This is a genomic window from Kosakonia beeri, assembly GCF_054165705.1.
Genome location: NZ_CM135106.1, coordinates 1,757,316 through 1,770,504 on the forward strand (window position 1 = coordinate 1,757,316; position 13,189 = coordinate 1,770,504).

Genomic DNA, 13,189 nt, shown 5'->3' on the forward strand with positions numbered 1-13,189 from the left:
GAAAGGTCATGAGCCTGAGAGAGAAAACCATCAGCGGCGCCAAGTGGTCAGCCATGGCCACCTTGACCATTATTGGTCTGGGGCTGGTACAGATGACGGTTCTGGCGCGCATTATCGATAATCACCAGTTTGGTCTGCTGACCGTATCGCTGGTGATTATCGCCCTGGCGGACACGCTGTCGGATTTCGGTATCGCTAACTCTATTATTCAGCGTAAAGAGATAAGCCACCTTGAGCTGACCACGCTTTACTGGCTGAACGTCGGGCTGGGGATTGTGGTCTGCGTGGCGGTTTTTTCCCTGAGCGGTGTGATTGCCGATGTGCTGAATAACCCGGACCTGGCGCCGCTCATCAAGACGCTGTCGTTGGCTTTTGTGGTTATCCCGCACGGTCAGCAGTTCCGCGCCTTGATGCAAAAGGAGCTGGAGTTCAACAAAATCGGCGCCATTGAAACGCTGTCGGTACTGGCAGGCTTTAGCTTCACCGTGGTGAGCGCCTTTTTCTGGCCGCTGGCGATGACCGCTATCCTCGGTTATCTGGTCAATAGCGCCGTGCGCACGCTGCTGTTCGGCTATTTTGGTCGTAAGATCTACCGTCCTGGGCTGCATTTTTCCCTTGCATCGGTAAGTTCAAACCTGCGTTTTGGCGCATGGTTGACCGCAGACAGCATTATCAATTACGTCAACACCAACCTCTCAACACTGGTGCTGGCGCGCATTCTTGGTGCCAGCGTCGCCGGGGGATATAACCTGGCGTACAACGTGGCGGTGGTGCCGCCGATGAAGTTAAACCCAATTATCACCCGCGTGCTGTTCCCGGCTTTTGCAAAAATTCAGGACGATACTGAGAAACTGCGCGTGAACTTCTACAAACTGCTGTCGGTCGTGGGGATCATTAATTTTCCAATTCTGCTCGGGCTGATGGTGGTGTCGAATAACTTCGTGCCACTGGTATTTGGCGACAAATGGAACAGCATTATTCCGATCCTGCAGTTGCTGTGCATCGTGGGGCTGCTGCGTGCGGTCGGAAACCCGATTGGCTCACTGCTGATGGCAAAAGCGCGCGTGGATATCAGTTTTAAATTCAATGTCTTTAAAACGTTTCTGTTTATCCCGGCCATCATCATCGGCGGGCATCTGGCTGGCGCGCTGGGCGTAACGCTTGGTTTCTTGCTGGTGCAAATTATCAACACCATTCTGAGCTACTTCGTGATGATTAAACCGGTACTGGGCTCCAGCTACCGTCAGTACATTTTGAGCCTGTGGCTGCCGTTCTACCTGTCATTGCCGACGCTGGTGGTCAGCTATGGCCTGGGGCTGGCACTGAATGGCCATATGCCGCTGGCCGCCATGCTGGCAATTCAGGTTGCTGCCGGTGTGGTCGCTTTTGCGCTGATGCTGATTGTTTCGCGCAATGCGCTGGTGGTGGAAATGAAGCGTCAGTTTTGCCGCAACGAGAAATTAAAAACGCTGCTCCGCGCAGGCTAAGAAACGTTATTGAACCCCTTTAAGAGGTCGTTATGAAATTATTGATCCTTGGCAATCACACCTGCGGTAACCGTGGCGACAGCGCAATTTTACGCGGATTGCTGGATGCGATTGCCCTGATTGAGCCTGACGCAGAAGTCGATGTGATGAGCCGTTATCCGGTGAGCTCATCGTGGTTGTTAAATCGCCCGGTGATGGGCGATCCCCTTTACAGTCAGATGAAAGAGCACAATAACGCTGCCGGGTTAATGGGGCGCGTGAAAAAAGTGCTGCGCCGCCGTTATCAGCACCAGGTGCTGCTGTCGCGCGTGACCGACACCGGCAAGCTGCGCAACATTGCGATTGCGCAGGGCTTTACCGATTTTGTTCGTCTACTCTCCGGCTACGACGTCATTATTCAGGTGGGCGGCTCCTTCTTCGTCGATCTCTATGGCGTGCCGCAGTTTGAGCATGCACTCTGTACGTTTATGGCGAAAAAACCGCTCTACATGATTGGTCACAGCGTTGGGCCGTTCCAGAATGAGCAGTTCAATCAACTGGCGAATTATGTGTTCGGTCACTGCCAGGCGTTGATACTGCGTGAAACCGTCAGCCTGAACTTAATGAAGCAAAGCAATATCACCACCAGCAAAGTGGAGCAGGGCGTCGACACGGCCTGGCTGGTAGATCATCACCAGCAGGATTTTGTTGCCAGCTATGCGGTGCAGCACTGGCTGGATCTGGCGGCGAAAGAGAAGACCGTGGCGATCACGCTGCGTGAGCTGGCGCCGTTTGATAAACGCCTTAACACCACGCAGCAAGCCTACGAACAGGCCTTTGCAGGCGTGGTGAATCGTATTATTGATGCGGGTTACCAGGTTATTGCTCTGTCGACCTGTACCGGGATCGATAGCTATAACAAGGATGACCGGATGGTGGCCTTGAATATGCGCCAGTATGTCAGCGACCCGTCGCGCTACCATGTGGTCATGGATGAGCTGAACGACCTGGAAATGGGCAAAATCCTCGGCGCTTGTGATTTAACCGTGGGGACGCGTCTGCATTCGGCCATTATCTCCATGAACTTTGGCACGCCGGCAATTGCCATTAACTACGAACACAAGTCGGCCGGCATTATGCAACAACTTGGGATGCCGGAAATGGCCGTGGATATTCGCCACCTGCTGGATGGTTCGCTGGCATCAATGGCTGCCGATACGCTTGGTCAACTGCCTGCCATCAATGCGCGCCTGGCGACCGCAGTGGCGGCGGAGCGCGAGAAGGGCATGACGATGGTGAAATCGGTGCTCGATCGCGTGCAGGGGGTGAAATGAAAGTCAGCTTTTTTCTGCTGAAGTTTCCTCTCTCGTCTGAAACTTTTGTCCTCAACCAGATTGTTGCTTTTATCAATATGGGATTTGAGGTGGAAATCGTCGCCCTGCATAAGGGCGATATGAGTAATACGCACGCAGCGTATACCGACTATAAGCTGGCGGAGAAGACGCACTGGCTGCTGGCTGAGCCGGAAGGGAAGTTGGCGAAACTGAGCTATCGCGCGCAAGCCATCGCGCGCGGCTGCTGGAAATCGTCCACCTGGAAAGCGCTGAACATGTCACGCTACGGGGATGAAGCGCGCAATTTGATCCTCTCGGCCATTTGCGCGCTCGCACCGCGCGCCTTTACCGCGGATGTGTTTATTGCCCATTTTGGTCCCGCGGGCGTCACGGCAGCTAAGCTGCGCGAGCTGGGGGTGCTGAAGGGTAAAATTGCGACGGTTTTTCACGGTATCGATGTTTCGCACCGCGAGGTGCTTAATCACTACACCCCGGAGTATCAGCGACTGTTTCAGCGTGGCGATTTGATGTTGCCGATCAGTGAATTGTGGGCCGGGCGCCTGAAGAGTATGGGCTGCCCGGAACAGAAAATTGCCGTTTCACGCATGGGTGTTGATATGACCCGCTTCAGCCTGCGTCCGGTCAAGGCGCCAGGCTCTCCGCTGCAGATTATTTCCGTTGCCCGCCTGACCGAGAAGAAGGGCTTGCATGTGGCGATTGAAGCCTGCCGTTTACTAAAAGAACGTGGCGTCGCCTTTAAATACAGCATTCTTGGCATTGGCCCGTGGGAACGACGCCTGCGCACGCTGATCGAACAGTTTCAACTGGAAGATGTCATTGAGATGCCGGGTTTCAAGCCCAGCCATGAAGTCAAAGCGATGCTCGATGAAGCAGATGTGTTTCTGCTGCCTTCAGTTACCGGCGCGGATGGCGACATGGAGGGCATTCCGGTGGCCTTGATGGAAGCTATGGCGGTGGGGATCCCGGTGGTTTCTACGGTGCACAGCGGCATTCCGGAATTGATTGAAGCTGGCGCATCTGGCTGGCTGGTACCGGAAAACGATGCGGAAGCGCTGGCGCAGCGCCTCGCGGCGTTCGGCAAGATGCAGGATCAGGATCTGGTGCCGGTCGTTACCCGTGCGCGCGAAAAGGTCGAGTCCGACTTCAACCAAAAAATCATTAATCAGCAACTGGCAAGTCTGCTGCAAACGCTTTGAACAGAGGTTTTATGGCCGCTAAGAAATCAACAGCCCTTACCCGACGTTCCTTCCTCGCCGCCGGTTCAGCCCTGGCGGCTTTGCCCCTTTTGCACTCTCCGGCCGCGCGTGCGGTCACGGGGGGCGGCACCGTTGATATCCGTAAGTACAATAATAACGACTGGCCTGCGGCGTTGAAGCAGGCCTTTAACGATGGGCAAACGGTGGAGATCCCCGCAGGCCTGGTGTGTGAAAATATCAACACCGGGATTTTTATACCGGCAGGCAAAACGTTGCTGATACGCGGAGCCCTGAAGGGCAGCGGCCGCGGTCGTTTTGTCCTGCAGGATGGTAGCCGCGTCATTGGCGAGAACGGCGGTAGCCTCTACAACATTACGCTGGATGTGCGCGGCTCTGACTGCGTCATCAAAGGCGTATCGATGAGCGGCTATGGGCCGGTGATGCAAATTTACATTGGCGGCAAAGAAAAACGGGTGATGCGTAACCTGGTGATCGACCAAATCACCGTCACCAAAGCAAACTACGCGATCCTGCGTCAGGGCTATCATAATCAGCTGGATGGCGTGCGCATTACCAACGGTCATTTTAGTGATTTGCAGGGCGATGCGATTGAATGGAACGTGGCGATTAACGATCGCAACATTCTGATTTCTGACCATGTCATCAACAATATCGATTGCACAAACGGCAAGGTGAACTGGGGCATCGGTATTGGTCTGGCGGGCAGTACCTACGACAATACTTACCCTGAAGATCAGGCCGTTAAGAACTTTGTTGTGGCGAATATCACTGGCAGCAACTGTCGTCAGTTGGTGCATGTGGAGAACGGTAAGCACTTCCTTATCCGTAATATCAAAGCGGAAAATATCACCCCGGATTTCAGCAAAACGGCGGGGATTGATAATGCGACGGTGGCCATTTATGGCTGCGACAACTTTGTGATTGATAATGTCAGCATGGTTAACAGTGCGGGAATGTTAATCGGCTATGGGGTGATTAAGGGTAACTACCTCTCCATTCCTCAGAATTTTAAGCTCAACGACATCCATCAGGACAACACCAGCAGTAAATATAAGCTGCGCGGTATCCAGATATCATCGGGTAATGCCACCTCGTTTGTGGCAATAACAAAACTGAAAATGCAACGCGCAACGCTCACGCTGCATAACAAACCTCAGCATCTTTTTTTACGTGATATCAATGTGATGCAGGAAGCCGCAGTCGGCCCGGCGCTGAAGTTGAATTTTGATTTACGCAAAGATGTGCGTGGCCGTTTTATGGCCAAACAAGATACGCTGCTGTCGCTGGCGAATATTCATGCTGTAAATGAACATGGGCAAAGTTCAGTGGATATCGACAATGTCGATCAGCATGTGGTGAATACCAATAATTTGAATTTCCGTTTACCCGCTCAAAAACGATAAGTCAGTTTACGATAAATCCTGGTGATTTGATCTGCAGGACAGGCGTAAATCTACAGCCCGGGACATTTGGCGTAACAATCTTTCACTGTAGCGGGCTGCGAACCCACTGGCGAAAATAGCGTAAAGGTCTATAATTCATCCAATTATTTATAGGTGGAAGAAATCAATGGTTAATTTGAAAGCAGTTATTCCGGTAGCGGGTCTGGGGATGCATATGCTTCCCGCCACCAAAGCAATTCCAAAAGAGATGCTACCGATTGTCGACAAGCCGATGGTTCAGTACATCGTCGACGAAGTTGTTGCTGCAGGGATCAAAGAAATCGTGCTGGTCACTCACTCGTCTAAAAACGCGGTTGAGAACCACTTCGACACCTCCTATGAGCTTGAAGCGCTGCTTGAACAGCGTGTTAAGCGTCAATTACTGGCGGAAGTGCAATCCATTTGCCCGCCGGGCGTGACCATTATGAACGTGCGTCAGGCACAGCCGCTGGGGCTGGGTCACTCGATTTTGTGCGCACGTCCGATTGTGGGCGATAACCCGTTTGTTGTCGTTCTGCCGGATATCGTTCTCGATACCGCTACCGCCGATCCGCTGCGCTATAACCTCGCGGCGATGGTTGCGCGCTTTGCTGAAACGGGCCGTAGCCAGGTGCTGGCGAAACGCATGAAAGGCGACCTCTCTGAATACTCAGTGATTCAGACCAAAGAGCCGCTGGATAGCGAAGGAAAAGTCAGCCGTATTGTTCAGTTTATTGAAAAACCGGATCAGCCACAGACGCTGGACTCCGATCTGATGGCAGTAGGGCGTTATGTACTTTCTGCCGATATCTGGGCGGAGCTGGAAAAAACCGAGCCGGGCGCATGGGGCCGTATTCAGTTAACCGATGCCATTGCTGAATTAGCGAATAAACAGTCCGTCGACGCGATGCTGATGACCGGCGAAAGCTACGATTGCGGTAAAAAAATGGGTTATATGCAGGCCTTTGTTAACTATGGGCTGCGTAATCTGAAAGAAGGCCAGAAATTCCGCGAAAGCATTAAAAAATTGCTGGCGCAATAAGCGAATAATTCGCAATACGTTTGCAGGGGCAGTAAAGAGTGGCGGTAAGACGATAATGTCTTCGGCATATTCTTTCTGCCCTTTTATTTTGTATATGAATCAATAAATAAGCAAAGGTCAGTGTGTGAGCAGTACAAGGGGGAGGGTGTGATTTTCCCTTGTTTCCGGGGCTGTTTCGGCGGAGAATAGCCGTTTAACTTTTTGTGCTTGATGGTCAGCTAAATGCGCTGGCATAAAAATGAGCCGTCATCGTACAGTACACTGGTAGCTGAAGAGCCAGGGGCGGTAGCGTGTCTGAATTTCCCTGCGTTATTCTTCATCGCTCTCCTTCATTTAAGACAATGCAAAGCAAGAACGGAAAAATCTCGTGAAAATACTGGTCACAGGTGGCGCTGGCTTTATTGGGTCGGCCGTTGTCAGGCATATCATTAATAATACGCAAGATTCTGTGGTTAATGTTGATAAATTAACCTATGCCGGCAACCTTGAATCACTTATTACTGTTGCGGACAATGACCGCTATTTTTTTGAGCATGCCGATATTTGCAATGCCGCAGAGATGGCGCGTATTTTCGCGGAACATAAACCGGATGCCGTCATGCATCTGGCGGCCGAAAGCCATGTCGATCGTTCTATTACTGGCCCGGCCGCTTTTATTGAAACTAACATTGTTGGTACCTATGTTTTGCTTGAAGCGGCGCGCGCATACTGGACCACGCTGGAGAGCACAGCAAAACAGGCTTTCCGCTTTCACCATATTTCGACGGATGAAGTGTACGGCGATTTGCCGCATCCGGATGAAGTCTCTGCCGGGCAGGCGCTGCCGCTGTTCACAGAACAGACCGCCTATGCGCCGAGCAGCCCTTACTCTGCTTCTAAAGCTTCCAGCGATCACCTGGTTCGCGCCTGGCGCAGAACCTACGGTTTTCCGACCCTCGTGACCAACTGCTCGAACAACTACGGTCCGTTCCATTTCCCGGAAAAACTGATCCCGCTGGTGATCCTCAACGCTCTCGAAGGTAAGCCATTGCCAATTTACGGTAAAGGCGATCAGATCCGCGACTGGCTGTATGTAGAAGACCACGCACGCGCGCTGTATACCGTGGTGACCGGCGGCGTGGCGGGTGAAACCTACAACATTGGCGGCCATAATGAGAAGCAGAACCTGGAGGTGGTGCACATCATTTGCGATCTGCTGGACGAAATGGTGCCGAAGGCTGGGTCATACCGCGATCAAATCACCTATGTTACTGACCGTCCCGGTCACGATCGCCGCTATGCGATCGATGCGGATAAAATCAGCCGCGAGTTGGGCTGGAAACCGCAGGAAACGTTCGAGTCCGGTATCCGCAAGACTGTGCAGTGGTATCTGGATAACCAGCAATGGGTTGAGAATGTTAAAAGCGGTGCCTACAAAAGCTGGATCGAACAGAACTACGAGAAACGCTCATGATGAATATTCTGTTATTCGGCAAAACCGGGCAGGTCGGCTGGGAGCTGCAACGCGCGCTCGCCCCGCTGGGCAATGTTATCGCGGTTGATGTAAGCTCCACCGACTACTGTGGAGACTTCAGCAATCCGCATGGGGTTGCTGAAACGGTGCGCCGTATCCGTCCTGATGTAATTGTTAACGCCGCAGCGCACACCGCGGTAGATAAGGCAGAATCAGAACGCGAGTTTGCTGAACTGTTAAACGCGACCAGTGTTGCCGCGATTGCGCGCGAAGCCGCCGCCCTCAATGCATGGCTGATTCACTACTCGACCGATTACGTTTTTCCGGGGACCGGGGATAAACCCTGGTGCGAAAACGATGAAACGGCGCCGCTGAATGTCTACGGTGAAACAAAATTAGCGGGCGAAAAGGCCGTACAGCAGTTTTGCCCGAAACATCTGATTTTTCGTACCAGTTGGGTATATGCCGGTAAAGGCAATAATTTCGCTAAAACCATGCTAAAGCTGGCGAAAGAGCGTGAAACCGTGTCCGTGATTAACGATCAGTTTGGTGCGCCGACCGGCGCGGAACTGCTGGCTGACTGTACGGCACATGCTATTCGCATTGCACAGCAGCAGCCTGACGTCGCGGGGCTTTACCATCTCGTCGCCAGCGGAACAACCACCTGGCATGCCTATGCGCAACTGGTTTTCGAGCAGGCGCGTAAAACGGGCATTACCCTTGCGGTAAACAACGTTAATGCCGTGTCCACTGAAGCCTTTCCTACACCGGCAAAACGCCCGCATAATTCACGCCTCAACACAGAGAAATTCCAGCGCACGTTTGGGCTTGTGCTTCCGCAATGGGAAACGGGTGTAAAACGCATGCTGGAAGAACTTTTTACCTCTGTGACGCTTTAACGAGGCGTCATTTTTCTGTGTGATGGCCACTTTTGTTCGAGATAACAAAATGAAAACACGTAAAGGAATTATACTGGCGGGCGGTTCCGGCACACGCCTGTACCCGGTGACCATGGCTGTGAGTAAACAACTGCTGCCAATTTATGATAAGCCGATGATCTATTATCCTTTGTCCACGTTAATGCTGGCAGGGATACGCGACATTTTAATCATCAGCACGCCACAGGATTTGCCTCGCTTTGAACAATTGCTCGGCGATGGCAGCCAGTGGGGCCTTAATCTGCAATATCAACTCCAGCCAAGCCCGGATGGCCTGGCACAGGCTTTTATCCTCGGCGAAGCGTTCATTGGCAACGATCCTTGTGCGCTGGTGCTGGGTGATAACATCTTCTATGGCCATGACCTACCAAAACTGATGGATACTGCGGTTAATCAGGAGAGCGGCGCGACGGTGTTTGCTTACCATGTTAACGATCCAGAGCGTTACGGTGTGGTGGAGTTCGACAGTGCAGGCACTGCCATCAGCCTTGAAGAGAAGCCGCTTGAGCCGAAAAGTAACTATGCGGTGACCGGGCTCTATTTCTACGATAATGATGTTATCGACATGGCGAAAAATCTTAAGCCTTCTGCACGCGGTGAACTGGAAATTACCGACATCAACCGGATTTATATGGAGCAGGGCCGTTTGTCCGTGGCGATGATGGGGCGTGGCTATGCGTGGCTGGACACCGGCACGCACCAGAGTTTGATTGAAGCCAGTAACTTCATTCAAACCATCGAAGCGCGCCAGGGATTGAAAGTTTCCTGCCCTGAGGAGATTGCCTTCCGTAAGAAATTTATCGATGCGGAGCAGGTGAAAGTTTTAGCAGAACCGCTGAAAAAAAATGCCTATGGTCAGTATCTGCTGAAAATGGTTAAAGGTCATTAAGATGAATATTGTCAAAACTGCGATTCCCGATGTACTGATTTTTGAACCTAAAGTCTTTGGTGACGATCGCGGATTTTTCTTTGAAAGCTTTAGCCAGCGCATTTTTGAAGAGGCTGTTGGCCGCGAAGTCCGTTTTGTTCAGGATAATCACTCCAAATCCAAAAAAGGGGTGCTGCGTGGTCTGCATTATCAGTTGGCACCTCATGCGCAGGGCAAATTAGTTCGCGCCGTTGCTGGTGAGGTGTTTGACGTGGCGGTAGATATCCGCCGAAGCTCCTCCACGTTTGGCCAGTGGGTCGGCGTGCATTTGTCGGCGGAAAATAAACGCCAGCTATGGATCCCGGAAGGATTTGCTCACGGATTCGTGGTTCTCAGTGAAACGGCAGAATTTGTTTATAAGACCACCAACTATTATTTTCCACAGTCTGAAGGCAGCATTGCCTGGAATGATCCGCAACTGAATATCGAATGGCCGCTTAACGCAGAGCCCGAGCTCTCGGCGAAAGATGCTGCCGCGCCTTCCTTTACCGATGCAAAAATGTTTGAGTAAAAGCCTGTGTCTCATTTAATTAAAATCTTCCCGGCGGATATCTCCTTTTCCGGTGAAAGCGAAAAAACCCTGCTGGATGCTGCGCTGGATGCAGGTATCCACTTGGAGCACAGTTGCAAGAATGGCAGCTGCGGGGTTTGCGAAGCGCAATTGCTTTCAGGTGAGGTTCGCGATGCGCAAGAGAGCCTTATTACGGCGGGCAATAACATTCTGACTTGCAGTTGCCACCCTGTTGGAGATGTGTCGCTGCAGGCGACCTATTATCCGGAGCTCGCCGGGCAGGTGAAAAAAATCACGCCTTGTAAGGTCGTTTCTGCCGAATATGTCTCTGCGGACGTGCTTAAACTGATCCTCCGCTTTCCGCCGACCGCACAAATTAACTATCTGCCGGGGCAGTACATCAATTTGCAATATCAGGGCGTCACGCGCAGTTATTCGGTGGCAAACGCCGATGAGAAACAAGGCATTGAGCTACATATCCGTAATGTACCCGGCGGGCAAATGAGTCAGTTGGTATTTGGCGGACTGGCCGCGAATACCTTAATGCGTATTGAAGGCCCATGCGGAACCTTTTTTATCCGTAAAAATGATCGCCCGGTTATATTTATTGCTGGTGGTACTGGTTTTGCCCCGGTTAAAGCCATGGTGGAGTCATTACTGGCTGAGCAGACACAGCGCGATATTTATATTTACTGGGGCATGCAACGGGAAGAACATTTCTACTCTTCTTTACCGCAGCAATGGTCTTCGCAATATACCCATATTCGTTTTATTCCCGTCGTCTCCAGCGATCAAGGCGAGTGGCAGGGCCGCAGAGGTTTTGTCCATAATGCGGTTGTAGAGGATTTCGATAATTTAGAAGATTTTGATGTTTATGCTTGTGGTTCGCCCGTGATGATCGAAGCTAGTCGAAAGGATTTGATGACGTTGGGATTGCCGGCTAAACATTTTTATTCAGACGCGTTTACCGTATCAAAATAATTTGAGGACAAAGATATGAAAGCCGTGATATTAGCCGGTGGCCTGGGTACACGTTTAAGTGAAGAAACGGTATTAAAACCAAAGCCGATGGTTGAGATCGGTGGGAAGCCCATCCTGTGGCATATTATGAAAATGTACTCTGCTCACGGTATCCGTGATTTCGTCATTTGCTGCGGCTATAAGGGATATGTGATTAAAGAGTATTTCGCCAACTATTTTCTTCATATGTCAGATGTGACCTTCCATATGGCGGAAAACCGCATGGAAGTTCATCAAAAACGCGTTGAACCCTGGAATGTTACCCTCGTTGATACCGGTGAAGCGTCCATGACCGGCGGGCGACTGAAACGTGTTCGCGATTACGTCAAAGATGACGAAGCTTTTCTTTTTACTTATGGCGACGGCGTCTCCGATCTTGATATTACCGCCACCATTGATTTCCATCGTCAACATGGCAAAAAAGCGACGCTGACGGCGACTTTCCCTCCGGGCCGATTTGGCGCGCTGGATATTCAGAATCGACAGGTGCGTTCGTTTAAAGAGAAGCCGAAAGGCGACGGCGCAATGATTAACGGTGGTTTTTTTGTGCTTAATCCATCCGTTATTGATTTGATTGATAACGATGCCACCACATGGGAACAAGAACCGTTGATGAAGCTGGCAGAGCAGGGCGAATTGATGGCGTTCGAACATCCTGGTTTCTGGCAGCCGATGGATACCCTGCGTGATAAAACTTATCTCGAAGGACTCTGGGAAAAAGGGACCGCTCCCTGGAAAACGTGGGAGTAATGCGGATGATTGATGCTTCATTCTGGAAGGGCAAACGTGTCTTTATTACCGGACATACCGGTTTCAAAGGTTCCTGGTTGACGCTGTGGCTGCAATCCATGGGCGCCGTGCTTAAAGGCTATTCGCTGAATCCGCCGACAGAGCCGTCTTTATACGACAGCGCCGGGGTGGAAAAGCTGATTGATTCCACCATTGGTGACATCCGTAACTATGATCAGTTATCGGCTGCCATCAATGAGTTCAAACCAGAAATTGTCTTTCATATGGCTGCACAGCCGCTGGTCAGACTCTCTTACGATGAGCCTGTTGAAACCTATTCGACTAATGTTATGGGTACCGTCCATTTACTGGAAGCGGTTAAACGTGTTGGTGGCGTAAAAGCGGTGGTGAATATCACCAGCGACAAATGTTACGACAACCGCGAATGGGTCTGGGGCTATCGCGAGCACGAAGCGATGGGGGGATATGATCCCTATTCAAACAGCAAAGGTTGCGCAGAGCTGGTGGCTTCGGCGTATCGCAATTCTTTCTTTAATGAGAAAGATTACGAAAAACATGGTGTTGCACTCGCTTCCGTGCGCGCAGGCAATGTGATTGGCGGCGGCGACTGGGCAAAAGATCGCCTGATTCCTGACATTCTGCGTTCGTTTGAGAAGCAACAAACTGTTATCATCCGCAACCCTCACGCGATACGTCCGTGGCAGCACGTGCTGGAACCGCTGTCGGGCTACATTACGATTGCTCAGCGGCTGTATAACGAAGGGCCGGCATTTGCCGAGGGCTGGAACTTTGGTCCGCGTGAAGATGATGCAAAGCCGGTGCAATTTATCGTCGAAACCATGGTGAACATTTGGGGAGACGATGCGGCATGGCTGCTGGACGGTAATGAGCATCCTCATGAAGCCCATTACCTGAAACTTGACTGCTCAAAGGCGCGTATGCGTCTGGGCTGGCAGCCGCGCTGGGATCTTGTTGAAACGCTGGAGCGTATTGTGAAGTGGCACAAAGCATGGATTGCTGGCGAAGACATGCTGATGCGCACCCGGAAGGAAATCAGCGAATACATGAACACTCCTTTGAAATAATTG

Annotated in this window: 12 protein-coding genes; all 12 read left to right on the forward strand. The window is 51.5% G+C overall.

Annotated elements, in window-relative coordinates; genetic code table 11:
• Nucleotides 1-8 precede the first annotated feature (8 nt).
• The gene (gene wzxC / locus ACUY4S_RS08385; protein ID WP_312687722.1) at nt 9-1,487 is read left to right on the forward strand and encodes a colanic acid undecaprenyl disphosphate flippase WzxC; all 1,479 of its coding nucleotides are present in this window, start codon (nt 9-11) and stop codon (nt 1,485-1,487) included.
• A gap of 32 nt (nt 1,488-1,519) precedes the next feature.
• Complete coding sequence (wcaK, locus tag ACUY4S_RS08390) at nt 1,520-2,800, forward strand: colanic acid biosynthesis pyruvyl transferase WcaK (protein WP_458023566.1); 1,281 nt, start codon at nt 1,520-1,522, stop codon at nt 2,798-2,800.
• Complete coding sequence (gene wcaL / locus ACUY4S_RS08395) at nt 2,797-4,017, forward strand: colanic acid biosynthesis glycosyltransferase WcaL (RefSeq protein ID WP_458023567.1); 1,221 nt, start codon at nt 2,797-2,799, stop codon at nt 4,015-4,017. The genes wcaK and wcaL overlap by 4 nt, the downstream gene beginning before the upstream one ends.
• Nucleotides 4,018-4,028: 11 nt before the next feature.
• Nucleotides 4,029-5,441: a colanic acid biosynthesis protein WcaM gene (gene wcaM / locus ACUY4S_RS08400; RefSeq protein ID WP_312687715.1), complete on the forward strand. Its 1,413-nt coding sequence runs from the start codon at nt 4,029-4,031 to the stop codon at nt 5,439-5,441.
• Between the two features lie 166 nt (nt 5,442-5,607).
• Nucleotides 5,608-6,501, forward strand: a complete 894-nt coding sequence (gene galF, locus ACUY4S_RS08405; protein WP_312687713.1) for a GalU regulator GalF — start codon at nt 5,608-5,610, stop codon at nt 6,499-6,501.
• Between the two features lie 367 nt (nt 6,502-6,868).
• The gene (rfbB, locus tag ACUY4S_RS08410; RefSeq protein ID WP_458022645.1) at nt 6,869-7,954 is read left to right on the forward strand and encodes a dTDP-glucose 4,6-dehydratase; all 1,086 of its coding nucleotides are present in this window, start codon (nt 6,869-6,871) and stop codon (nt 7,952-7,954) included.
• Nucleotides 7,954-8,853: a dTDP-4-dehydrorhamnose reductase gene (gene rfbD, locus ACUY4S_RS08415; RefSeq protein WP_458022651.1), complete on the forward strand. Its 900-nt coding sequence runs from the start codon at nt 7,954-7,956 to the stop codon at nt 8,851-8,853. Before rfbB ends, rfbD begins: the two co-directional genes overlap by 1 nt.
• Before the next feature lie 49 nt (nt 8,854-8,902).
• Nucleotides 8,903-9,781 carry a glucose-1-phosphate thymidylyltransferase RfbA gene (gene rfbA, locus ACUY4S_RS08420; protein ID WP_458022644.1) on the forward strand — a complete coding sequence of 293 codons (879 nt, stop codon included), beginning with the start codon at nt 8,903-8,905 and terminating at the stop codon, nt 9,779-9,781.
• Nucleotide 9,782: 1 nt separating this feature from the next.
• Nucleotides 9,783-10,331 carry a dTDP-4-dehydrorhamnose 3,5-epimerase gene (gene rfbC, locus ACUY4S_RS08425; protein ID WP_312687710.1) on the forward strand — a complete coding sequence of 183 codons (549 nt, stop codon included), beginning with the start codon at nt 9,783-9,785 and terminating at the stop codon, nt 10,329-10,331.
• Between the two features lie 6 nt (nt 10,332-10,337).
• Entirely contained in the window at nt 10,338-11,312 is a 975-nt protein-coding gene (locus ACUY4S_RS08430) for an FAD-binding oxidoreductase (protein WP_458022643.1), read from the forward strand.
• Between the two features lie 15 nt (nt 11,313-11,327).
• Nucleotides 11,328-12,101, forward strand: coding sequence for a glucose-1-phosphate cytidylyltransferase (rfbF, locus tag ACUY4S_RS08435; RefSeq protein WP_458022642.1), 774 nt, complete (start codon nt 11,328-11,330; stop codon nt 12,099-12,101).
• Nucleotides 12,102-12,106: 5 nt separating this feature from the next.
• Nucleotides 12,107-13,186 carry a CDP-glucose 4,6-dehydratase gene (rfbG, locus tag ACUY4S_RS08440; RefSeq protein WP_458022641.1) on the forward strand — a complete coding sequence of 360 codons (1,080 nt, stop codon included), beginning with the start codon at nt 12,107-12,109 and terminating at the stop codon, nt 13,184-13,186.
• Nucleotides 13,187-13,189: the final 3 nt, after the last annotated feature.